The 21,115-nt window shown below is 70.8% G+C and carries 23 protein-coding genes; 17 read left to right on the plus strand and 6 right to left on the minus strand.

Annotated elements, in window-relative coordinates:
* The first annotated feature begins 64 nt into the window (after window positions 1-64).
* The 10 genes from ACWF7A_RS06905 (at window position 65) to ACWF7A_RS06950 (ending at window position 9,781) form a co-directional block, all read left to right on the plus strand.
* Entirely contained in the window at window positions 65-1,342 is a 1,278-nt protein-coding gene (locus ACWF7A_RS06905) for a glycosyltransferase (protein WP_452249477.1), read from the plus strand.
* Window positions 1,343-1,685: 343 nt separating this feature from the next.
* Window positions 1,686-2,813 carry a glycosyltransferase gene (locus tag ACWF7A_RS06910; protein ID WP_452249478.1) on the plus strand — a complete coding sequence of 376 codons (1,128 nt, stop codon included), beginning with the start codon at window positions 1,686-1,688 and terminating at the stop codon, window positions 2,811-2,813.
* Window positions 2,810-3,820 (plus strand): hypothetical protein, encoded by a 1,011-nt coding sequence (locus ACWF7A_RS06915; RefSeq protein ID WP_452249479.1) that lies wholly within the window; start codon window positions 2,810-2,812, stop codon window positions 3,818-3,820. The genes ACWF7A_RS06910 and ACWF7A_RS06915 overlap by 4 nt, the downstream gene beginning before the upstream one ends.
* Window positions 3,817-5,280 (plus strand): glycoside hydrolase family 130 protein, encoded by a 1,464-nt coding sequence (locus ACWF7A_RS06920; protein WP_452249480.1) that lies wholly within the window; start codon window positions 3,817-3,819, stop codon window positions 5,278-5,280. The genes ACWF7A_RS06915 and ACWF7A_RS06920 overlap by 4 nt, the downstream gene beginning before the upstream one ends.
* A gap of 235 nt (window positions 5,281-5,515) precedes the next feature.
* Window positions 5,516-6,301, plus strand: coding sequence for an ANTAR domain-containing response regulator (locus ACWF7A_RS06925; RefSeq protein WP_452249481.1), 786 nt, complete (start codon window positions 5,516-5,518; stop codon window positions 6,299-6,301).
* A gap of 147 nt (window positions 6,302-6,448) precedes the next feature.
* A complete protein-coding gene (locus ACWF7A_RS06930; RefSeq protein ID WP_452249482.1) occupies window positions 6,449-7,378 on the plus strand; it encodes a tetratricopeptide repeat protein in 930 nt (309 codons plus the stop codon).
* Window positions 7,375-7,572 (plus strand): sigma factor-like helix-turn-helix DNA-binding protein, encoded by a 198-nt coding sequence (locus ACWF7A_RS06935; RefSeq protein WP_452249483.1) that lies wholly within the window; start codon window positions 7,375-7,377, stop codon window positions 7,570-7,572. The genes ACWF7A_RS06930 and ACWF7A_RS06935 overlap by 4 nt, the downstream gene beginning before the upstream one ends.
* Before the next feature lie 446 nt (window positions 7,573-8,018).
* The gene (locus ACWF7A_RS06940) at window positions 8,019-8,402 is read left to right on the plus strand and encodes an HPF/RaiA family ribosome-associated protein (RefSeq protein ID WP_452249484.1); all 384 of its coding nucleotides are present in this window, start codon (window positions 8,019-8,021) and stop codon (window positions 8,400-8,402) included.
* Between the two features lie 4 nt (window positions 8,403-8,406).
* Window positions 8,407-9,036, plus strand: a complete 630-nt coding sequence (locus tag ACWF7A_RS06945) for a hypothetical protein (RefSeq protein WP_452249485.1) — start codon at window positions 8,407-8,409, stop codon at window positions 9,034-9,036.
* Window positions 9,037-9,046: 10 nt separating this feature from the next.
* Window positions 9,047-9,781, plus strand: a complete 735-nt coding sequence (locus tag ACWF7A_RS06950) for an ANTAR domain-containing protein (RefSeq protein WP_452249486.1) — start codon at window positions 9,047-9,049, stop codon at window positions 9,779-9,781.
* Here the strand turns inward: ACWF7A_RS06950 and ACWF7A_RS06955 are convergent.
* The gene (locus tag ACWF7A_RS06955) at window positions 9,731-10,189 is read right to left on the minus strand and encodes an STAS domain-containing protein (RefSeq protein ID WP_452249487.1); all 459 of its coding nucleotides are present in this window, start codon (window positions 10,187-10,189) and stop codon (window positions 9,731-9,733) included. The two genes, ACWF7A_RS06950 and ACWF7A_RS06955, sit on opposite strands and share 51 nt — an antisense overlap.
* A gap of 527 nt (window positions 10,190-10,716) precedes the next feature.
* Between ACWF7A_RS06955 and ACWF7A_RS06960 the strand changes: the two genes are divergently transcribed.
* From ACWF7A_RS06960 to ACWF7A_RS06980, 5 genes are all read left to right on the plus strand, one after another.
* The gene (locus ACWF7A_RS06960) at window positions 10,717-11,766 is read left to right on the plus strand and encodes a fatty acid desaturase family protein (protein WP_452249488.1); all 1,050 of its coding nucleotides are present in this window, start codon (window positions 10,717-10,719) and stop codon (window positions 11,764-11,766) included.
* Window positions 11,767-11,941: 175 nt separating this feature from the next.
* The gene (locus ACWF7A_RS06965; RefSeq protein ID WP_452249568.1) at window positions 11,942-13,084 is read left to right on the plus strand and encodes an AI-2E family transporter; all 1,143 of its coding nucleotides are present in this window, start codon (window positions 11,942-11,944) and stop codon (window positions 13,082-13,084) included.
* 65 nt (window positions 13,085-13,149) lie between these two features.
* Complete coding sequence (locus ACWF7A_RS06970) at window positions 13,150-13,950, plus strand: alpha/beta fold hydrolase (protein WP_452249489.1); 801 nt, start codon at window positions 13,150-13,152, stop codon at window positions 13,948-13,950.
* The gene (locus tag ACWF7A_RS06975) at window positions 13,947-15,140 is read left to right on the plus strand and encodes a PP2C family protein-serine/threonine phosphatase (RefSeq protein WP_452249490.1); all 1,194 of its coding nucleotides are present in this window, start codon (window positions 13,947-13,949) and stop codon (window positions 15,138-15,140) included. The genes ACWF7A_RS06970 and ACWF7A_RS06975 overlap by 4 nt, the downstream gene beginning before the upstream one ends.
* 307 nt (window positions 15,141-15,447) lie before the next feature.
* The gene (locus tag ACWF7A_RS06980) at window positions 15,448-15,678 is read left to right on the plus strand and encodes a hypothetical protein (RefSeq protein ID WP_452249491.1); all 231 of its coding nucleotides are present in this window, start codon (window positions 15,448-15,450) and stop codon (window positions 15,676-15,678) included.
* A 40-nt stretch (window positions 15,679-15,718) separates the two neighbouring features.
* Here ACWF7A_RS06980 and ACWF7A_RS06985 read toward each other — a convergent pair whose 3' ends face one another.
* The 5 genes from ACWF7A_RS06985 to ACWF7A_RS07005 all read right to left on the minus strand — a co-directional run bounded on the left by ACWF7A_RS06985 (window position 15,719) and on the right by ACWF7A_RS07005 (window position 18,363).
* Window positions 15,719-16,297, minus strand: a complete 579-nt coding sequence (locus tag ACWF7A_RS06985; protein WP_452249492.1) for a GNAT family N-acetyltransferase — start codon at window positions 16,295-16,297, stop codon at window positions 15,719-15,721.
* Window positions 16,294-16,455: an RGCVC family protein gene (locus ACWF7A_RS06990; protein ID WP_452249493.1), complete on the minus strand. Its 162-nt coding sequence runs from the start codon at window positions 16,453-16,455 to the stop codon at window positions 16,294-16,296. The genes ACWF7A_RS06985 and ACWF7A_RS06990 overlap by 4 nt, the downstream gene beginning before the upstream one ends.
* A 359-nt stretch (window positions 16,456-16,814) precedes the next feature.
* Window positions 16,815-17,684, minus strand: a complete 870-nt coding sequence (locus tag ACWF7A_RS06995; RefSeq protein WP_452249494.1) for a transglutaminase-like domain-containing protein — start codon at window positions 17,682-17,684, stop codon at window positions 16,815-16,817.
* Complete coding sequence (locus tag ACWF7A_RS07000) at window positions 17,681-17,836, minus strand: DUF6307 family protein (RefSeq protein ID WP_452249495.1); 156 nt, start codon at window positions 17,834-17,836, stop codon at window positions 17,681-17,683. The genes ACWF7A_RS06995 and ACWF7A_RS07000 overlap by 4 nt, the downstream gene beginning before the upstream one ends.
* On the minus strand, window positions 17,833-18,363 hold the full coding sequence (locus tag ACWF7A_RS07005; protein WP_452249496.1) for a DUF5994 family protein: 531 nt from the start codon (window positions 18,361-18,363) through the stop codon (window positions 17,833-17,835). Before ACWF7A_RS07005 ends, ACWF7A_RS07000 begins: the two co-directional genes overlap by 4 nt.
* 619 nt (window positions 18,364-18,982) lie before the next feature.
* On the opposite strand from ACWF7A_RS07005, the gene ACWF7A_RS07010 reads away from it, so the two are divergent.
* A complete protein-coding gene (locus ACWF7A_RS07010; protein ID WP_452249497.1) occupies window positions 18,983-19,666 on the plus strand; it encodes a response regulator transcription factor in 684 nt (227 codons plus the stop codon).
* Window positions 19,663-21,090 (plus strand): HAMP domain-containing sensor histidine kinase, encoded by a 1,428-nt coding sequence (locus ACWF7A_RS07015; RefSeq protein ID WP_452249498.1) that lies wholly within the window; start codon window positions 19,663-19,665, stop codon window positions 21,088-21,090. Before ACWF7A_RS07010 ends, ACWF7A_RS07015 begins: the two co-directional genes overlap by 4 nt.
* The last annotated feature ends 25 nt before the right edge of the window (window positions 21,091-21,115 follow it).

Here is a 21,115-nt window from a genome sequence, read left to right on the forward strand (position 1 = left end):
TCCGCTGGCAGAACCAGCACCCGCCGGGACCCCGCGGTCGTCACCTCGTTGTGAGGAGAACACCGTGGGCAGCAGCCCTGAGCGATCCACCTCCACGCGGATGAGGATCGCGATCGTCTCCGAGCACGCCAGCCCACTGGCCGCACCCGGCGCGTTCGACACCGGGAGCCGCAACGTCCACGTCGCGGGGCTCGCCACCGCGTTGGCCGCTCTCGGCCACCAGGTGGTCGTCTACACGCGGCGCGACCACCCGCACGTCCCGCAGCGCGTGCACACCACCGACGGCTACGACGTGGTGCACGTCCAAGCCGGCCCCGCCATGAAAATGAGCACGGACGACGTCCTCTTCCACACCGGCGACTTCGTCCAGTTCCTCGAACTCGCCTGGGAAGCGCGCCGTCCGGACGTCGTCCACGCCCACGGCTGGTTGTCGGGCGTGGTGGCGGTACTGGGCGCCCGGAAGCACAAGGTGCCGGTCGTGCAGACGTACTACGCCACGCGCTCGACCTCCGCCGGTTACCAGCGCGCCAACGATTCGGCCTCGGCCAAGCGCTTCGTGCTCGAACGGATCGTCGGTCACGAGGTCGCCCGCGTCGTCGCGGTCTGCACCTCGGAGGCCCACGTGGTGCTCGGGATGGGCGTCGACCGCTCGAAGCTCGCCGTGGTGCCCCGCGGAGTGGACCTCGACCTGTTCACGCCGGGACGTGCGTCGTCCGGCCAGAACCGCGCGCGTCGCATCGTGTCGGTGGGAAGACTGCTGCCTCGCAAGGGTTTCGAGGACACCATCCGCGCGCTGTCCCAGCTGAACGGTGTGGAGCTGGTCGTCGCCGGCACCGGGGCGCCGGGCGGCCAGGAGCTGAAGCGGCTGCGGGGACTGGCGGACGCGAGAGGGGTCGGCGACCGGGTGGTGTTCGCGGGCCACGTGCCGCAGGACGAGCTCCCCGCCCTGCTCAGATCCGCCGACGTCCTGGTGTGCACCCCGCGGCACGAGTCGTCCGGCGGCGCGGTGCTGGAGGCGATGGCCTGCGGCGTGCCGGTCGTCGCCACCTCGGTCGGCGGTCTCGTCGACCCCGTGATGGAGGGGCATACCGGTGTGCTGGTGGCACCGGGCAAGCCGGAGTGGATCGCCAAAGCACTGAAAGCGCTTCTCGACGACGAGACGCGCCGGGAAATGCTCGGCCTGGCGGCGCGCGATCGCGTGCACGCGCGGTATTCGTGGTCACGTGTCGCCGCCGACCTGGTGCGCACCTATGACTCCGCGATCAAGCCGCAACAGGCCCCACTGCGCTCCCCCACCCCGTCGATGTCCGCACGAGCAAGCACGAGCGCGGCTTCGAGCTGATGGCTCCGGCGCCCGCGAGGCGACGATCGCCGCCGGGTGTCCTCGATCGAGCAGTGCGCCTCGCGCCACCATCGTGCGCACGACTCCACCAAGACGTCTCAACAGTCACTTTGGGACAGTCGCATGTGGACTTCACGCGGTGCGCGAGGACCGCTTTCGCCTGGCGCACCGGTCGATCACCGCCTGATGCGTGTAGGGTCGGGTACGTCGAGCTCTCCTCGCATGTGAGCGGTCAGGCTCATGTCGTCCTCGGTCACCGCACCGACCTGTTCCTCTCACCGGCAGAACTCGCCGTGCCCGCAGGCCGTTCGTCCCTGCGCGCCAATTCGAAGGGCCCCGCCCCATGCCTCGCACCTACGGCTTCATGAGCACCTATCCGCCGACTCAGTGCGGACTCGCGACCTTCACAGCAGCACTCCGGCACCATCTGGTCACCGCCGCTCCGGGGAGCCGTTCCCGCGTGGTCAGCGTGGTGGCGAACGCCGGCCGCCCCACGCCCGATCCGTCCGCCGCGGTGCACGAGATGATCCCCGGCGCGACCGAGGCGGCGGCCGACGTTCTCAACGACTGCGACGTCGCGGTGGTACAGCACGAGTACGGGATCTACGCCGGTCATGACGGGGCGGAGGTGCTGGGCGTGCTCGCACAGGTTCGGGTTCCCGTGATCGTCGTGCTGCACACGGTGCTCACCACCCCCACCCCGGGGCAGCGCCGGGTCCTCGAAGCCGTCGTCGAGCACGCGGACGCCGTCGTCACGATGTCGGAGGCGGCGAGAAGCCGTCTCCTGGCGGGCTACCTCGTCGAACGGCCCGAGGACGTCGTGGTGGTTCCGCACGGCGCCGTCCCCGCCGACCGGCCCGCGCACGGTGCGGCCGGTGACCGCCCGCTGATCCTCACCTGGGGTCTGCTCGGACGGGGCAAGGGCATCGAGTGGGGCATCGCGGCGCTCGGCGGGCTGCGCGACCTGCGCCCGCGTTACCTGATCGCGGGGCAGACCCATCCGAAGGTCCTGGCGCACGAGGGCGAGAGGTACCGGACGCACCTGCGCGACCGTGCCGCCGCCCACGGCGTCGGGAACCTGGTGGAGTTCGATCCGGCCTACCTCGAGGCGAGCGCGCTGGCGGACCTGGTGAGCAGGGCCGATGTCGTCCTGCTCCCCTACGACTCCTCCGAGCAGGTCACGTCGGGCGTGCTCGTCGAGGCGCTCGCGGCGTGCAGACCGGTGGTCGCCACGGTGTTCCCGCACGCCGTCGAACTGCTGGCCGGCGGAGCCGGTCTGCTGGTGCCGCACCGAGACCCCGCGGCCATCACGGCGGCGCTGCGGCGCGTGCTGACGGAGCCCGGGCTCGCCGCGGGAATGCACGACCGCTCCACCGAGCTCGGTCCGGCGCTGAGCTGGCCCGCGGTGGCCGGCCGCTATCTCCGCCTCGCCGAGGACCTGCTCGCCACCCGAGTCGTCCTGACGAGATGAGCGGACCCGACTTCTCCCACCTGGTGCGGCTCAGCGACGACACCGGTCTCCACGAGCACGCGGAGGGCCCCTTGCCGCGGCGGGAGCACGGTTACTGCCTCGACGACGTCGCCAGGGGCCTGGTGGTCCTGAGCCGCGAACCGGAGCTGCCCGCCGAACTGGCCGGGCTGGCCGAGGGCTATCTGGCCTTCGTCGCCTACGCCCAGAACGAGGACGGGCGCTTCCACAACCGCCTCGGTCCCGGCCGCGACTGGCGGGACGAGCCGGGCCTGGGCGACTGGTGGGGCCGGGCGCTGTGGGGACTCGGCACCGCCGCCGCCCGCTGCCCGGTTCCCTCGATCCGCCGGATCGCGCTGGAGTGCTTCGACCGCAGCGCCCACCACCGGCCGCCGTCGGTGCGCTCGATGACGTTCGCCGCGCTCGGCGCCGCCGAGGTGCTCAGCGCCGATCCCGTCCACGCCTCCGCCGCCGCACTGCTCCGCGACATCCCCTCGTACGTCGGTCAGCCACGTCCCGACCCGATGTGGCCGTGGCCCGAGAACCGGCTGTTCTACGCCAACGCCGCGCTGGCCGAGGCGCTGATCGCCGCGGGCGATCTCCTCGGCGACGACAAGGTGCGCGACGACGGCCTGCGCCTGCTGGAGTGGCTGCTGGACGTCGAGTCCACGGACTTCCACCTCTCGCCGGTCCCGACCGGCGGGTGGTTCCTCGGCGAGCCGCGCCCGGCGTTCGACCAGCAGCCGATCGAGGCGGCCGCGATGGCCGACGCGTGCGCCCGCGCCTACCGCTGCACCGGCGACCCCGCGTGGCTCGACGGCGTCCACCGTTCGATCGCGTGGTTCAACGGCGACAACGACCTCGGCTCGTCGATGCGCGACGACCAGACCGGCGGCGGTTACGACGGGCTGACCCCGCAAGGCCCGAACATCAACCAGGGGGCGGAGTCGACCCTGGCTCTGATCTCCACCCAGCAACACCTGCGCACGCTCCTGAGGAGCACCGGATGAACGCACGCGTCACCCGAAGCCGGCTGCGGCTGCGTCCGGACCCGCGCCGGGTGATCACCAAGCTGTTCGTGCCCGGTGAGGAGGTGCCCGAGCACGAGTCGCGGTCCGCGGCCGTGATCCGGCGGGTGATGGCACTCGGCGACGACGTCGTCCTCGCCGCGCTCGAGCGCACGGTCCGCCTGTTCGCGGAACGGCACCAGGACATCCGCGTGACCTTCGCGGACAACTTCGCGAGCGTCAGCCACCGCCTGCCCGCGGACGCCGACCTGGCCGAACCCCGCCGGTTGCTGATCGGCGCGTACTTCACCCACGAATACGCCGTCGAGGCAGCGGCGGTGTGCAACCCGTCCATGGTCGTGCATCCCGACCAGAGCGGGACGGCGCCCGGCCGGCTGAGGTTCGTGCTGAGCGTCCGCGGCATCGGCGAGGGGCACCTGTCCTCGATAGGTTTCCAGACCGGGACGGTGGGGCCCGGTGACGACGTCAGCACGGATCCACGACCCGACGTCCTCAGCACCGGCCTGCGCCGGGACGCCGTCCACGAGAAGAGCGTCTTCCAGGGCAAGCTCTCCGAGCGAGGCCACGACGACGAGGTCTCCGCCGCGTTGAACCGGTGGCTGCCCACCCGGTTCACCGGCGCCGAACTGGACGAGCTGCTGGCAGGCCTGCACCCGAAGCTCCTCGCCAGGCAGGCGGCGCACCGGACCGTCGAACTGGTCAGGTGGATCGCCGCGTGCAACTACACCACCGAGTTCCCGGACGACTCGGTCGTGGGCGGGCGGGTGCTCTGGCCGGCCGGCCCGTCCGAGCGCCAGGGCATGGAGGACGCCAGGTTCGTGCGCTTCACCGACGACGACGGCAGCCAGACCTACTACGCGACGTACACCGCGTACGACGGCGTCGACGTGGCGCCACAGCTGCTGCAGACCGACGACTTCCGCACCTTCCGGGTCACGCAGATGATCGGTTCCGCGGCGCGCAACAAGGGGATGGCGCTGTTCCCCCGGCGGATCGGCGGCAGGTTCGCGGCGTTGTCCCGGGGCGACGGCGAGAGCACGGCCCTGACGACGTCGGACGACGTCAGGACGTGGAACGACCCCCGGACCGTGGCGGTGCCGCACCGGGACTGGGATCTCGTCCAGGTCGGCAACTGCGGCTCCCCGATCGAGACCCCCGACGGCTGGCTCGTGCTGACCCACGGAGTGGGACCGATGCGGCTCTACTCGATGGGCGCCATGCTGCTCGACCTCGAGCAGCCCCACCGGGTCCTGGCCACCTTGCGGGAGCCGTTGCTGACGCCCGACGCCGTCGAGCGGAACGGATACGTGCCCAACGTCGTCTACTCGTGCGGTGGCCTGGCCCACGGCGACACCTTGGTGATCCCCTACGGAGCGAGCGACGCGACGATCGGCGTGGCGACGGCGTCGGTCAGCGAACTGACCGCCGCGATGACGCGGTGACCGTCGAGGGGTGGCCGCGGCGTCACGACGCGAGCGCTGCCCCGGCCCCCTTCGTCGTCGTGGCACCGCTCGGCGTGGCCGCCGGCCTGCCACGGGCCCGGAAACACCCGGTCACCACCTCGACTCGTCGTCCTCGCCTTCGTGGCACGCCCGCCGGCACTTCCGCGCCGTACCATTCGCTGCGCGCGTTGAGCACCAGCGCCGCGAACTCGTTCCCGGTGGAAGGCGATGCGGCATGGACGACCTGACTACCGGCCTCGGTCAGAAGGACGCGCAGGCCGCCGAAGCGGACCCGCAGGACGCGGTGGAACGCCTGGACGAGGCGACCGCGGCTCTCACCATGCTGAGGGACGGGATGTCCGTCGAAGAACCCCTGGACGAGATCCTCCAGCGGCTCGCCGACACCGCGACGAGAGCGATCCAGGACGCTGACGCGGTCACGATCACGGTCAGCGATGAGCGCCCGAGGACCGCCGCGGCCAGCGACAGCACCTTCGTCGCAGCCGACGAGAGGCAGTACGACACCGACCGCGGCCCCTGTCTGGAAGCCTTGCGCACGCTCCAGGTCGTCCGCGTCGTCATCGGCGAGAGCGGCGACACCTGGCCGGACTTCGAGGCGGCCGCGGAACGACTCGGTGTGCGCGCCTACCTCTCCGTGCCCATCGCGCTTCCGGCATCGGACAGCAACGACGCCGTCCACATGGGATCGCTCAACATCTACAGCTACAGCGCGACGGCCTTCGACCCGTTCGACGAGAGCGTGATGCGGCTGTTCACCACGGCGGCCAGCGCGGCGATCAGCAACGCCCACCAGCGGCAGAGATCGCGTGAGCACATCGACAACCTCGAGACCGCGCTGGCCTCACGTGCGGTGATCGAACAGGCCAAGGGGATTCTCATGGCGGTGCACGCCTGCACCGCCGACCAGGCCTTCGAGCTGCTCGTCCAGCAGTCCCAGCGCAACAACGTCAAACTCCGCGACGTGGCCAAGAACCTGCTCGACAGCGTCGCCGGGCGGTGAGCAGACCCGCCCGGTCCACCCCGAAAAGTCATAAGCACCCGAACAGTGGCGGATCACGACGTGGGTGCCGTACTAAGGTCTAAGTACGATCCAGCCGCCCCGGCCCCCGGCGGCACCATCCGCCTCTCACGGCTCGGGGTGCCCGTCATGATCGGAATTTCCGATGTCACGCGCCTGGAAGAACACACCCGCGCGTTGCGCGAACTGGACCATCGCAGTGGCGGTGAGAACTGCCTCGACGACGTCCGGCGCCAGATCCGTGACAGCCTGCCGTTGCTCACCGCTCGCGTGCCGGCGCACGTGCGGCAACGACTGCACGCCGCTGTCGCGGACCTGCGGAACATCGCGGGCTGGGTCAGCTTCGACGCGGGCCTGGTGAGCGCCGCACAGCACCACTTCTGCCACGCCCTGGCCCTGAGCGGCCTCGCGCGTGCGGACGGGTTGACGGCCAACGTGTGCTACCGGCTGGGGCGCGTGTTCCTGCACCACGGGCAGATCGACGAGGCGTTGCGCCACTTCGACGTCGGCCGGCTCGCGGCCGCCAGGGCCGGCGACGACCTCGCGGCCGGCATCCTCTCCGTGAACGCGGCGTGGGCGTGCGCCAAGAAGGGGGCCGAGCACGGCGCCCTCGCGCTGCTCGACCGCGGCCAGGACGAGTTCGCCGCCGCGAACCGCGCCGACGTGGCCGGGTGGGCGGCCTTCTTCACCGAGGCGGAGCTCTCCGCGATCGCCGGAGCCGTGTACACGGACCTGTCGGTCACGGTGGGACGACGGCACGCGCGGACCGCCGTTCCCCTGCTCACCGCGGCCATCGGCGAGTACGACGAGACGCTGGTCCGCAGCCGGACGTTCAGCCTGATCCTGTTGTCCACCAGCCATCTGGTCGAAGGAGACGTCCAGGGCGGGGTGGACTGCGGGATGCGGGCCCTCACGATGTCGGCACTCGTCGACTCGGCCCGCGTGCGCGACCGCTTCCGCCCGCTCGCGTCCCTCGCGCGCAGGCACCAGGACAACGCAGGGGCGCGGGGCCTCGCCGACGACATCGACGCGGGTCACGGCACCTCCAAGGCGTCGTGAGCGATCCGGCGTGGCCCGGCCTTCGGTACCTCGCGGCACTCACCGAAGATCAGCGCGAAGTCCTGCACCTGCGGGTCGTTCACGGCCTCTCCGCGGAGCAGACAGCACACGCGCTCGGGTCCACGCCGGCAGCGGTGCGCCTGCTGCAGCACCAGGCGCTCGAAACCCTCCGCGCGGCGATCAGGCGGTCCTGACCCCGGCATCGTGAGGCGCACTCACCGCATCGGAGCCCCCGTCACCGCCAAACGGACGCACGAGCGTCGATACGTTTGTCGGACACACCGCGAAAAAATAGCGACGAAAATCGCCGACCACGAGATGGGCTCAATTTTCCAGCAGGCATGTCATTCCAGAAAAAACCCCCGGAAACCATTCGAGCGCGACCGTGCGGAGCGACTCCGGAGGCCTCCTGCCATCCCACTCCTCGACAGAGAACGCTGGTCACGCGCATTTTCATCCCTGCGCCGGGCCGCCGCGCGCTCGTCCCGCAGCGGCGGCCGGACGACGCGGCCTTCGCACAATGAGTCGAAGAAGTTTGAGAACGACCACAAAGGGGCTACTCTGACATTAATCCGCCCGGACCTCGCGGTCGCTCTGATGTCACGAGGAGATGTCAATTGAGCACCGCGTGCGGTAATGCATGAACGCGGTCCCGGCCGACGTGTCGGTGACCGCCCAGCGCCTGCACCTCTCCACCGGCTTCCACGCCACCGAACGCGACTGGGTCGTGAGGTGTCTGGCCGCGCTCGGCACCCGCCTGCGGTCGTACCGCGACGACCAGGTGGACCTGGAGATCAGCCTGAGGGACCGCGACGGCGACGAACAGCGGGTCGTCCTGCAGTGCTGGATCAGCGGCGCGCACCGCGTGCACTTCGTCGCGACCTCGTCGAAGCAGCGGTTGTCGTCGGCGCTCGGCGAGGCCGGGGACGACCTGGTTCGCCAGGTCGACGAGGCGAAGACCCGCACCGAACCGCGCCACAACCGATCGCCGCGGTCGGTGGCGCCCGAACCCGGGATCGGCTAGCGACATGAGCACCGAGCAGCACCGCCAGGTGTTCCACGTGGACATCCACGAGGACGAGGACGAGCACCGGCAGGTCGCCGTTCGCCACGTCTGCATCGCCTGCAGCGTGAGGACGAACGCGGTCGGCAGCGCGCTCTACCTGCGGACCGCGCGAAGTGGCGTCCAGCCGTTCGAGACCGCCGGCTTCTGCGGGGTGGAGATCGCGGAACTGCAGACCATGCTCGCGGAGGGTCCGGCTTTCACGGCGACGCGGCAGAACTGGCCGGTGCTGGTGCCGGACCTCGCCGACACGAAGCACTGGCCGCTCTTCGCCCCCGCCGCCACCGCGATCGGGGTGGCGGCGGTGTTCGCGTTCCCGTTGGTGCTCAACGCGCACTCGCTCGGCGCTCTGGAGATCCACCGGGACACCTGCGGTGCCCTGCTGCCGGACGAGATCGCCGACGCGGTGCACCTGGCCGACGTGGCCACGGCCCTGTTGCTGGACCGGCCCGGGGGCCGGAGCGCGGAGGACGAGCACGGTGGAAAGGCATCCGTCCGCACGCGTGGGCCGTCCGGCCCTGCGGTCCGCCACCTCTTCTCGGTGGCGAAAGAGCGGGCCGGGCGCGGAGTCATGTGCAGCGACAGCGACGAGTAGAGGTGGCACGATGTCGGACCGGGTGGCCGAGACCTTCGTCGAGCTGGCCGACACGCTCGTGGAGCGGTTCGACAGCATCGAGTTCCTGCACGTGCTGGCCGAACGCTGCGTCGAGCTGCTGGCCGTGGACGTGGCGGGCATCCAGCTGGCCGACGAACGAGGTGCGCTCAGGCTGATGGCCGTCTCGACCAAGATGACCCGGCCGCTGGAGCACTACCTGGCCCACGACGGAGAAGGCCCTTCCGAGGAGTGCTTCCGCTCAGGTCAGAGCGTCCGGTGCGACGACCTGCGCGTCGGGCCACCGCGGTGGCCCCGGTTCAGCGCCGCCTCGGTGCGCCTCGGGTTCGTCGCGGTCGACGCGGTCCCGATGCGGCTGCGGAGCGAGGTCATCGGCACGCTGAACCTCTTCCGGACCTCGCCGGGAGCGCTTCCCCCCGAGGCGACGACGCTGGCGCAGTCGTTCGCGAACGTCGCGACGATCAGTCTTCTCCAGGTGCGCGCGATCCGGCAGAACCGGGTGCTCGCGGAACAGCTGCAGGCCGCACTCACGAGCCGCATCACCATCGAGCAGGCCAAGGGCGTGCTGACGGAGCGCCTGCAGATCGACGTGGAGGACGCCTTCTCGCTGATGCGCACCCACGCCCGCAACACCAACCAGCTGCTCTCCGAGGTGGCCGCCCAGGTCAACGCCCGGTCACCGGAGATCTCCGGGCTGGCGAGGGCCACGAAGCCCCGGCTCCCCTGACGAACGCGAGCACACCAGGGCCTCCACGAGATCGGCGTGGAGGTCGAACTCGCCGATCAGGCCGGTGATGATGAGAGGGAGTCGCACCACCCGGGATCGCACGACCACGCACAGCCGGCACCGCTCGGCCAGGGCCTCCGCCCTGACGACGACCAGGACGGTGAGCGCGGCCGCGCCGAAGAAGCTCACTTCGCTGAGATCGACGATCAGGTGACGGGTGGACCGCACGTGCGACACCAGACGATCGTGCAACCACGGGCAGGCCGTGCCGTCGACCTCGCCCCGCACGGTCACCACGACCACGTCGGGCGGGGCCAGCGGTTCCGTGACGGAAAGCTGGTCACCACCGCCGGAGTCGTTCCAGACAGACCGCAACGCAGCCGGCGTGATGTGATCAACGTGCACCATGGAGACTCCTCGGTCGGCTCTCGCCGCGCCTGGGTCCAGGGCATCTGACCCCACGACGCTACACCCCCGCGTACAGGCGTAGCGAGGTACCGTCGCCCGATTGCCGCAGCGTTCTTCGCGGCCGAGGGAGGTTCCTCGTCCGGTTCGGCACCCGGCTCCGCCGTCGAACCGTCACCGGTTCCACTGTTTGGCGGCGGCGTGAACCGGGCAACCTGGTTGCAGGCGCTGCGACATCCGCCGTTCCTCACCGATGACCCCGGACCCGGCGTCGGAGTTCCACGCCGGAGGTGCGGGCATCGTGAGAACCCCCATGACGATCGTGTTCCCGCGCGGTCGGGCCTGGTGATCCTCACCGGTCGAAGCTCCGGTCAGCTCGAGTTCCCGCGGCACAGGCGGAATCCGCCCGTACCCGTGCGTTCTCGATTCCCCTGAAGTCGGCTCACCGCGCCCTCGGGGCCTAGACACCGGCGCCGGGCAGTGAAACCGACACGGCTCCCGCAGCCGCCCACCCCACCTGGAGCTGGTGCATGACCGCCACACGAGACAGTTCGACCGACTCGACGACCGTCCCCCGCGGCAGCGACTTCGCCCGCCTCACCAAGGAGCTCAAGGCAGCAGGGCTGCTGGGCCGCCGCCGCGGCTACTACGTGGTGCGGATGAGCCTCAACGTGCTGATGCTCGGCGCGATCGCCGTGATGTTCGTGGCGCTCGGCGACTCCTGGTGGCAACTCGCCACCGCGGCCGTCCTGGCCGTCGCCTCGACGCAGCTCGCGTTCATCGGGCACGACGCCGGGCACCGCCAGATCTTCCGCAGCCACCGCAACAACGACCTCGTCGGCCACCTGCACGGCGGCCTCACGGGCATCAGCTACCAGTGGTGGGTCGCCAAGCACAACCGGCACCACGCGAACCCCAACCACGAGGACCACGATCCCGACATCGAGATCCACGCCCTCGCCTTCAGCCGCGCGCAGGCGACCGGGAAGCGCGGCCTGTACGCCTGGATCACCAAGCACCAGGCGTTCCTGTTCTTCCCGCTGCTGACCGCTGAAGCGATCGTGCTGCGCCTCTCCGGCCTCATCGCACTGTTCCGCCGGGAACTGCGCGCTCCGTGGCGGGAGACGGCACTCCAGATCGTGCCGCTGGCGGCCTACCTGGCGGCCGTGTTCGTCGTGCTGTCCCCGCTCAAGGCAGTCGTGTTCATCGTTGTGCACCAAGGCCTGATGGGCGTCTACCTGGGTTGCTCGTTCGCACCGAACCACAAGGGCATGCCGATCATCAGCGAAGGCCAGCGCCTGGACCACCTCCACAAGCAGGTGCTCACCTCCCGCAACGTCACCGGCGGCCGGTGGGTGGACGCGCTGCTCGGTGGCCTCAACCACCAGGTCGAGCACCACCTCTACCCGCACATGCCGCGTCCCAACCTGCGCCACGCTCAACCCGTCGTCGAGGACTTCTGCCTGCGCAACGGAATCCCTTACAGCAAAACCACCTTGGTGCGCTCCTACGCTGAGGTCCTGCGCCACCTGCACGACGCCGGGGCACCCCTGCGCGCTCCCTCAAGCCAGACCCGCTGACGTAGCCGCCGCCCCCGTGGCGAGAAGCCCGCGTCGAACGCCGGCACCGAACTTCTTCGACTGGAGCACCGTGGCCACGACATCGCCGCCGCATCGGACAGACGCACAGGCCACGAGACGGAACTCCGCGCCGGTCTCACCACCGGCGAGCAGCGCCCAGGACGAACGGGCCGCTGTGCCCGCCGTGCTGCGGGTCGCCGCCGAGGTCAGCTGGCGCCTGCTGCTCGTGGTGGCCGCGCTCTACGTGGTGAGCGTGGTGGTCGGAAGGCTGTCCGCCGTCGTCGTCCCGCTCGCGATCGCCCTGTTGCTCGCGGCGTTGCTCACCCCTGCCGTGGGGTTCCTGATGAGGAAACGGGTGCCGCGGGGCCTCGCCGCGGCTCTGGTGCTGGTCGCCGGACTGGCCGTGCTGGGCGGCATGGTCACGTTCGTCGTGGTGACGTTCGTCAACGGTCTCCCCGACCTGACGGCACAGCTGACCCGCAGCGTGGACACGGCGTCCCGGTGGCTCGTGACCGGCCCGCTGGGCCTGAGCGAGGACCAGCTTCGGGAGTTCACCGACAGGTTCGTGAAGACCTTGCAGGACAACCAGTCCGGCATCACCTCGACCGCCTTCACGACCGCCGCGACGATCGGCGAGGTCCTCACCGAACTGCTGCTCGTGCTCTTCACGCTCGCGTTCTTCCTCTACGACGGCCCGCGCATCTGGCAGTTCCTCATCCGGGTCGTCCCCGCCGCGTCGCGCCGGCGCGCCGACGTGGCGGGCAGGCGCGGTCTCGCGGCACTGGTCAGCTACGTCCGCGCGACCGGCGCCGTCGCCGTGGTCGACGCGCTCGGCATCGGCATCGGGCTCGCGGTGCTGGGCGTGCCGCTGGCGGTTCCCCTGGCCGCGCTGGTGTTCATCGGCGCGTTCATCCCGATCTTCGGCGCGGTGGTGGCGGGTGGTGTCGCCGTCGTCGTCGCACTCGTCGCGAACGGACCGCTGACCGCGCTCATCGTCCTGGCCGTGGTGATCGCGGTGAACCAGCTGGAGAGCCACATCCTGCAACCACTGCTGCTGGGACGCGCGGTGAAGCTGCACCCGCTCGCCGTCGTCCTGGCCCTCGCCGCGGGACTGCTCGTCGCGGGCCTCGCGGGCGCGTTGCTCGCCGTGCCGCTGCTCGCGGTGCTCAACTCCGCGATCCGGTCGTTGCTCAGCGACGCGGACGAGCACGTGCGGCCCTCCGACGTGCACACCAGCGAACCGGAGGAGTCCGGCCCGGACGAGCCCGGTCTCGACACCGAGGCCGGGAAGGCCCCCGCCGACCCCACACCCGGCTGATCACTCCGCGCGATCGTGACCGCCGCCCGGCCGCCTGGGTCCGGATCGGGTGGGAGGATGGCCGGATGGACGTGCGCCGCCGCAACAACGTGACCGTGCTGGGTCGCGCCGACGGACCCGTCGTGCTGCTCGCGCACGGGTTCGGCTGCGACCAGAACCTGTGGCGGCTCGTGGTGCCGGCGTTGGCGGAGCAGTTCCGGGTCGTGCTGTTCGACTACGTCGGGTCGGGGAAGTCCGACAAGGCGGCCTGGTCCGCACGGCGGTACTCCGGCCTCGAGGGCTACGCCCAGGACGTGCTCGACGTCTGCGCGGAGCTCGACCTGCGCGACGTCGTGCTGGTCGGCCACTCGGTCAGTGCGATGGTCGCGGTGCTGGCCGCCAACCGGGAACCGCGGTGGTTCTCCAAGCTCGTGCTGCTGACCCCGTCCCCGTGCTACCTCGACGACGGCGACTACCGCGGAGGGTTCAGCCGGGCCGACATCGACGAGCTGCTCGACTCGCTCGACGCGAACTACCTCGGCTGGTCGGCCGCCATGGCACCGGTGATCATGGGCAACCCGGATCGGCCCGAGCTCGGCGGCGAGCTCAAGGACAGCTTCTGCCGCACCGACCCCGAGATCGCGCGCGTGTTCGCACGGGCCACGTTCCTGTCGGACAACCGCGCCGATCTCGCCTCGGTCCGGATTCCGACCGTCGTCCTGCAGTGCGCTCACGACGCGATCGCGCCACCCCACGTCGGGCGGTTCGTGCACGAGCAGATCACCGGCAGCGAGCTCATGACGCTCGACGCCACCGGACACTGCCCGCAGCTCAGCGCCCCCGAGGCGACCTCCTCCGCGATCCTGTCGTTCGCGGGTCATCGGTGACCGACCCGGCCGGGGAGGCACTGCTCGCCGACACCCCCGATGAGCTCTACGAGAACGCGCCCTGCGGCTACCTGTCCACGTTCATGGACGGCACGATCGCGAGGGTCAACGCGACACTGCTGGGCTGGCTCGGTCACGAGCGCCACGAACTGGTCGACAGGCGCCGGTTCACCGACCTGCTCACCGCGGGCGGCCGGATCTACCACGAGACGCACATCGCGCCGACGTTGCGCATGCACGGCGAACTGGGCGGCATCGCGCTCGAGCTCGTCCGGGCCGACGGCGGCCGCATGCCGGTGCTGGTCAGCTCGACCGTGAAGACCGGGCCGGACGGCACCGCGCTGCTGGTGCGCACCACGGTGTTCGACGCACGGGAACGCCGTGCCTACGAGCAGGAGCTGCTGCGCGCCCGGCAGGAGGCCGAACGAGAGCGCGACCGGGCCCAGCGCCTGGCGAGGGCCCTGCAGCGCGCCCTGCTGCCGCCGACGCTTCCGGACATCCCCGGCGTGCGGCTCGCCGCCTACTACCACCCGGCCTCGGTCGACGAGGTCGGCGGCGACTTCTACGACATCTTCCCGCTCGCGGACGGGTCCTGGGGCTTCTTCCTCGGCGACGTGTCCGGCAAGGGCGCCGACGCGGCCGCGGTGACGTCGCTCGCCCGCTACACCCTGCGGGCCGCCGCCGTCTACGACCCGGCGCCGGTCGTGGTGCTGGCGAACCTCAACTCCGTGCTCATCCAGGAACGGTCCGGCACCACCCCGGACTTCTGCACCGTCCTGCACGGGCGGCTGTTCCTCGACGGCGACCACGCCGAGGTCGTCCTCGCGGGCGGCGGCCATCCCCCTGCCCTGCTGATCCGCCACGACGGCGTCACGGAGCTGCTGGAGCCCCGCGGCGGCCAGCTGGTCGGCGTGCTGCCGAACGCCCGCTTCGCCGACCTGCGGATCCGGCTCCAGCCCGGAGACACGCTGCTGTTGTACTCCGACGGGCTCACGGAGGCGCGCGTGCGGGGCCGCACCCGCTACAGCGAGGAGGAGCTGCTGGACTTCGGTGCGGCACTCGGCCCCACCACGGCCACCGGTCTGGTGGACGCGGTCAAGGAGCTCCTCGCCCGGTTCGGCGAGGGCGTGGAGGACGACACCGCTCTGCTGGCGCTGAGCATTCCGCGGTCCCCCACCGACCCTGCCTGAGACACAGGTTCGCGGCCACCGGTGGGCACGCGGCCGGGTGGTGCGAGGTTGTTCCCGCCGTATCGGGGTACTGCTCGACCAGTGGTGCGGCCGTCCGCTGCGGTGTCGTCCGTTCCGCGAGGTGACCGGGATGACCGCGGCCAGGCCTTCAGCAGCGCAGGGCCGGCATCCCGGTCACCGCCCGCGGGGCAGGCCGTCCACAGTGGACCTCGTACGGACGGCCGGATGCCCTCGTCGGACACCGGCCTCTCCCGCACCAGCCGAACGAACCCGGTCTTCGAGGGAATCACGCGTACCGTCAGGACACATGGCGGAAGAACAAAGTGGTCCTGTGCTGGAACCCACGCTGTCCGAATGGCTCAAGTCACGAGAGGAGACCGCCCGCCACCTCGCGACCGGCGTCCCCGGGACCGTCGACGCGATCTGGGTGCAGCGGCTCGCGGACCTGCTCGCGACCGAGCGGTCCTGGCAGGACCAGTACACGGACCTCGTCGCGCTCGGCAGTCCGGGCGGCAACTTCCCGTCGTCGAACCGCTGAGCCCGCCGGGCCGGACCTGAGAGGGTTCCGGCCGTTCCGGTCAGTCGAGGCCGGGCGGCCGGGGCGACGTCGGGGCCGCCGAGTCCAGGTCCGCGACGCGGAGGCGGAACACCTGCAGGTCGAGGCCGAAGTACTTCCCGGTCTCACCGACCCAGTGCATTCCGTTCTTCCGCACGGTGGACGAGGCGCGCACGTTTCCGGGACGGACGACGGCGAACACCTCGTACACGTCGTGATCGAAAGCCCACGCGGCGAGCGCGTGCGTCGCCTCGGAGGCGTACCCGTGGCCCCACGCATCGGGCCTGAGCTGCCAGCCGACCTCCAGGTCCTCCCGGCCGGGCGGCAACGGCAGCAGGTGCGCGCCACCGATCAGCAGACCGTCGGTGTCGCGCTCGATCGCCCACCGGCCTGCCGGAGCCGGAAACCGGGCGCTCTCGGCGATCCACTGCTGCAGCAACAACTTCATCGCCGGTGCGTCCGGGACCTGATCCATCTCGGGGCTGAGCAAGCGCGTGACCTCGGCGCGGCCGTAGACCTCCAACGCGGCCGGTGCGTCCTCGACGCGCCAGCCGCGCAGTGTCAACCGGCCGGTGGACAGTTCGTTCGTCACAACGGTCATCGGCAGATGCATCCTCGCGTGAGCGCGGCTGCCATGGTCGCGGCGCAGTACCGTGCGCCGAGCGGGTCGTGCTCGTGCCGTGCGTGTGGACACACCGCACAGCTCACATGGGTGCTGGACTCGGTGACTCGTGATTCGGTGACTCGTGACTCGGGCATACGGGTACTCCGATGATCTGTGCCGGAACGGCGGAACCGGTCGTCAGTGCCGGCGCCTGCCCGGAGATCCGGGTACAGGCGGCAGGACAGCGGGATCGGTCGACAACGGCCGCCAGCTTCCGGCGAAATGGGGATCGTGCGTCAGTCGTTGCCCGCGTGCGGCGGGGAAGGACCCCGTCGGGAAGAAACCGGTGAAGAAAGACGCAGTGGTGCAGAGCTGAGCCGAGTTCATCTCGGCGCTCCCGCCTCCAGCCGAACCCGGCCGGGCTTCCTGGTGCGCCCAAGGCGGCATCAGCTTGAACGCTGCTGCACGACGTGCCCTCGGTGACTCCACCGTACTCCGCGCGGACGCGTTCCGCTCAGCGCCAGGACGGAGCCAGGTCCTCCTCCGCCTGCACGACCATCGACTCCAGCACCGGTCCGCCGAACGTGGTGACCATGGCGACGTCGGCGGCGTCGCGGCCGCGGCCGATGACCACGCGTCCCTTGCGGGGCTCGTTGTTGCGAGGGTCGAAGGTCCACCACCGGTCGCCCAGCCAGACCTCCATCCACGCCGCGAAGTCCATCGCCTCGTCGGCGGGCGGCACGTCCAGGTCCGGCAGGTAGCCGAAGACGTACCGCGCGGGGATGTTGAGCGCGCGGCAGAACGAGATCGCCAGGTGCGCGAAGTCGCGGCACACCCCGAAGCCCGCCGCGTGGACGTCGGCCGCCGTGGACAACGCGGTGGAGGTCCCGTAGCCGAAGTTCAGCGACTCGTGGACCTGCCGGCAGATCTCCCGCACCCGGCCGTAGCCGGGTGGATGGGCGCCGAACCGCGACCACGCCTCGTCGCCCAGCACGTCCGACACGCAGTACCTGCTGGGCAACGTGTACAGCAGCACGTCGTCCGGAAGTCCGTCCGGCGGCGTCTCGGCCGCGTTCTCCTCGACGTCCTCCGTCCTGTCCGGCACGTCCACCCAGGCGCTGTAGTGCACTGTGGACAGACCGGTCGGGAGCACGACCCGGGTTCTGCGGTTGCCGTGCAGGTCGAGGTGGTGCCGCATCGGGACGTCCGGCTTCACGTCCAGCTGCTCCTGGCTCAAGCGGATGTCCGAGGTCCACGACGGCCGCACGAGAAACACCGCGGGCGTGGGGACTTCGGCGCGATACGTGAACGCACAACCGACGCGGAGCAGTCGGGTGCCCCACGTCCGTTGCGCCGCGCCGTTGCCGTGGTGACGCGAGTTCACCGCACTCGCTCGGGGATGTGGTCGAGCGCGCTCAGCACGCGCACCGCCAGATCCCTCGCGGTCTTGCCGTCGAGCTCGGCGCGGTCGGTCAGCACGTCCTGCACCATCTGGAGCCTGCGCTCGTAGGCGGACATGTGAGTCTTCGTGGTCATCGAACACCTCGGAACGTCTGTTCGGGTACGCAAGTGCCGGCAGCCTCCGCGCTGTCCACGGTGGACGTGCCCACACCGGCGGCGAGGAGGACTTCGACGGTGTCGATGTTCTCCCGCTCAGCGGCGTGCGTCATGGCGTCGTGGGCGGCGGAGGGTTCGGCGTCCGGCGGGACGAGGAGCAGTGTCAGGCGGCGCCGGTCTCCCGCGACGACGTCGACCGTGTGCGCCGGGCGGGACCAGAACCCGCTGAGGCGGACCGGCTCCCCGCTGAAGGTGATCCGGCGCGGCGCGGTGTCCCACTCCCCCAGGTTGTAGCTGACCCGCGGCATCTCGCCCAGCCGAACTGCCAGCACCGCGAGCAGCGCCGGCAGCTCGGCGGCGAGGTCCCGGGAACGTGGCCACCAGGCACCGTCGACATACCCCGTGGTGAGCGCCTTCGGCCGCAACCGCAATCGCAGCGGATACCGAGGCTGCTCGCTGGCCGTGATGGCCGGAGGGGCGATGGAATGGTGAGGAGCCGACGTCATGCCGGGACTCCCGTCTCCAGCCCGAAGAGGACCGGTTCAGGTTTCGCCGAATGCGACGCGAGCTTGACTGCCCACATGCGAGATGCCCTCGACAAGAATTACACTACACCATCTTCCGCATGATCGGCCGCACCGGGAATTCTTCCGACGATGTGCAAAATCGAAAATGTACGGCGTCGAGACCGTGCGTTCCGCGCACTCGGCGAGGTCCGACCATCCCACCGACGGCGGACGCCCCGGCGACGGCTCCGCGTCGCGGCGTACCAGCGACTCGGCCACGAGGCGCGCCGCCTGCTCGCTGCACGCGAGGGCTCTGGTCCGCTCTCGGACACCAATATGCGAAATATTTGCCGCATACACGTGGCAGATGCTCAAGTCACTTCAGAGCCTGTTTTGCGTTTTGTGCCACCTGCAGGGGCGTTCGTTGACGATTTCCCGCATCCGCCATCGGCGGTCACGACATCGTGCTCTTCCCCGGAATGGCGCCGGGGCAGCGAATCGGGCACCTGAGTGTGGAACCGGAACGAACACGATGCGACGGGTCCGACGCTCTAACCCTGGCCTCAGGTTGATCGGGGACGATGACCGGCAAAGGCATCGACTGGAGGGGCGGGCCGGCATGCGGATCATGATCGCGGACGACGAGGCGGCCATCCGCGAGTCGCTGGAGCGGGTGCTCCAGGTCGAGGGTTACGACACCAGCACCGTCGCCAACGGTCTCGCCGTGCTCGACGGGCTCGACGGGGCCGAGCCGGACCTGCTGATCCTCGACGTGATGATGCCCCGCCTCGGCGGGGTGGAGACCTGCCGGCGGTTGCGGGCGGCGGGCCGGGATCTGCCGGTGCTGATGCTGACCGCCCGGGACCAGGTCGCCGACCGGGTCGCGGGGCTGGACGCGGGCGCCGACGACTACCTGCCCAAGCCGTTCGCCACCGAGGAGTTGCTGGCCCGGGTCCGGGCCCTGCTGCGCCGCCGCACTCCGGGTGACGACGAGTCGCAGATCCTGACGTTCGCCGGCGTCCGGGTCGATCCCGACAGGTTCGAGGCGTGGCGGGGCGCGCGTCCGCTCCACCTGACGCGGACCGAGTTCTTCCTGCTGGAGGTCCTCGTGCGCAACGCGACCCGTGTGGTGACCCGAGACGTCCTGTTCGAGGCGATCTGGGGCTACGACATGAGCCTCACCTCCAACAACCTCCAGGTGTACGTGAGCTACCTGCGCCGCAAGCTGGAGGCCGAGGGTGAGCCTCGATTGATCTACACGCGGCGCGGCCTCGGGTACACGTTGCGGGAGACCCCTCCGTGAGCAGGCCCGGCGGCCGGATGGTCCGTTGGTGGCGCCGGCGGTCCCTGCGGACCAGACTGACGGTGATCGCGGCGACGGCCATCGCGGTCAGCGTGTTCCTGTCCTTCCAGGTGGCCAGCGAGCTGCTGGACTGGGAGCTGCGGGCCACCGCGGAGGACCAGCTGCGCGCCGACGCCCGCGTGCTGGCGACGAGCGTGGAGCGCGCCGGTCCGGCGGAGGTCCCGCTGCCGCCGTATCCCGGGTCCGGCCGGCTGGTGCGGGTCGTCCTGCCCGGCGGCGCGATCCGGACGCCGGACGGTCAACCCGCGCTGCCCCCGGTCAGCGAGAACGCCGGGCGCGTGGCGCAGGGCGTGTCGGCCGACCTGATGGAGTCGGGCGACAGCGACGACGACGGCTACCTCGTCTACACGCTGCGGGCGGGCGGGGGCGCGGTCCAGGTGGCCCGTGCCGCCGACGACAGCCCGATCAACCGGTTCGGGTTGGGCATGCTGCTGATCGGGCTGTTCTGCGTGGGCTGCGGCGCCCTCGTCGGGCGGGCCGTGGCGCGGACCGGGCTGGCCCCGATCGACCGGCTGACCGCCGCCGCGGTCCGTGTCGCGCACACGCAGGACCTCGACGCCGACATCCCGGACGAGGGCGGTGGGGAGATCCGGCGGCTGATCCGGTCGATCAACGACATGCTGGCCGCGCTCCGGGACTCCCGGCGGGCCCAGCGGCTGCTCGCCGAGGACGCCGCCCACGAGCTCAAGACCCCGCTCACCAGCCTGCGCCTCAACATCGAGCTGCTGGTCCGGCTCGATCGGCGCGGCACCCTGGACAGCGCACTGTCCCCGGAGAGCCGGACCCGGCTGCTCAACGATCTCGGCGCCCAGGTGGCCGAGCTGAGCACCCTTGCCGCCGAGCTGACCGACCTGGCGCGCGGTGACGTCAACGACGAGAGCACCGAACTGCTCGACCTCGCCGACGTGGTGGTCGCCGCCGCGACCCAGGCGTGTTCCCGCGCACCCGACGTCGAGGTCGCGCTCGAGGTGACCTCCGTGTGGGTGAGCGGGCGTCGCGCCGCACTCCAACGGGCGGTGGTCAACCTCATCGACAACGCCGGCAAGTGGTCCCCCGCGGACCAGCCGGTCCAGGTCCGGCTCCGCGCCCTGGGGGCGTCGGCGGTGCTGGAGGTCGACGACGCCGGGCCGGGCATCGACGCCGCCGACGTACCGCGGGTGTTCGACCGGTTCTACCGCGCCGACAGCGCCAGGGCGTTGCCGGGATCGGGTCTGGGGCTGTCGATCGTGCAGCGGGTCGTCGACGCCCACGGCGGCCGGGCCACCGTGGGCCGCTCCCCGCGCGGTGGCGCGGTGCTCCGGGTCGACCTTCCGGCCGTCCCGATCGCCCGGCTCACCGCCGGGGAGGACACCGCGGTGCACTGATCCGGGACGGGCACGGGGACCCGTC

Source organism: Lentzea sp. NPDC055074 (genome assembly GCF_053608005.1).

Bases quoted from the DNA above. Each gene is read 5' to 3' on its own strand.
- ACWF7A_RS07000 (WP_452249495.1), bottom strand. From the start codon at position 17,836: ATGACCACGAAGACTCACATGTCCGCCTACGAGCGCAGGCTCCAGATG.
- ACWF7A_RS06960 (WP_452249488.1), top strand. From the start codon at position 10,717: ATGACCGCCACACGAGACAGTTCGACCGACTCGACGACCGTCCCCCGC.
- ACWF7A_RS06950 (WP_452249486.1), top strand. From the start codon at position 9,047: ATGTCGGACCGGGTGGCCGAGACCTTCGTCGAGCTGGCCGACACGCTC.
- ACWF7A_RS06970 (WP_452249489.1), top strand. From the start codon at position 13,150: ATGGACGTGCGCCGCCGCAACAACGTGACCGTGCTGGGTCGCGCCGAC.
- ACWF7A_RS06910 (WP_452249478.1), top strand. From the start codon at position 1,686: ATGCCTCGCACCTACGGCTTCATGAGCACCTATCCGCCGACTCAGTGC.
- ACWF7A_RS06990 (WP_452249493.1), bottom strand. From the start codon at position 16,455: ATGCCCGAGTCACGAGTCACCGAATCACGAGTCACCGAGTCCAGCACC.
- ACWF7A_RS06925 (WP_452249481.1), top strand. From the start codon at position 5,516: ATGGACGACCTGACTACCGGCCTCGGTCAGAAGGACGCGCAGGCCGCC.
- ACWF7A_RS06980 (WP_452249491.1), top strand. From the start codon at position 15,448: ATGGCGGAAGAACAAAGTGGTCCTGTGCTGGAACCCACGCTGTCCGAA.
- ACWF7A_RS06920 (WP_452249480.1), top strand. From the start codon at position 3,817: ATGAACGCACGCGTCACCCGAAGCCGGCTGCGGCTGCGTCCGGACCCG.
- ACWF7A_RS07010 (WP_452249497.1), top strand. From the start codon at position 18,983: ATGCGGATCATGATCGCGGACGACGAGGCGGCCATCCGCGAGTCGCTG.
- ACWF7A_RS06915 (WP_452249479.1), top strand. From the start codon at position 2,810: ATGAGCGGACCCGACTTCTCCCACCTGGTGCGGCTCAGCGACGACACC.
- ACWF7A_RS06985 (WP_452249492.1), bottom strand. From the start codon at position 16,297: ATGACCGTTGTGACGAACGAACTGTCCACCGGCCGGTTGACACTGCGC.
- ACWF7A_RS06955 (WP_452249487.1), bottom strand. From the start codon at position 10,189: ATGGTGCACGTTGATCACATCACGCCGGCTGCGTTGCGGTCTGTCTGG.
- ACWF7A_RS06940 (WP_452249484.1), top strand. From the start codon at position 8,019: ATGAACGCGGTCCCGGCCGACGTGTCGGTGACCGCCCAGCGCCTGCAC.
- ACWF7A_RS06930 (WP_452249482.1), top strand. From the start codon at position 6,449: ATGATCGGAATTTCCGATGTCACGCGCCTGGAAGAACACACCCGCGCG.
- ACWF7A_RS07005 (WP_452249496.1), bottom strand. From the start codon at position 18,363: ATGACGTCGGCTCCTCACCATTCCATCGCCCCTCCGGCCATCACGGCC.
- ACWF7A_RS06945 (WP_452249485.1), top strand. From the start codon at position 8,407: ATGAGCACCGAGCAGCACCGCCAGGTGTTCCACGTGGACATCCACGAG.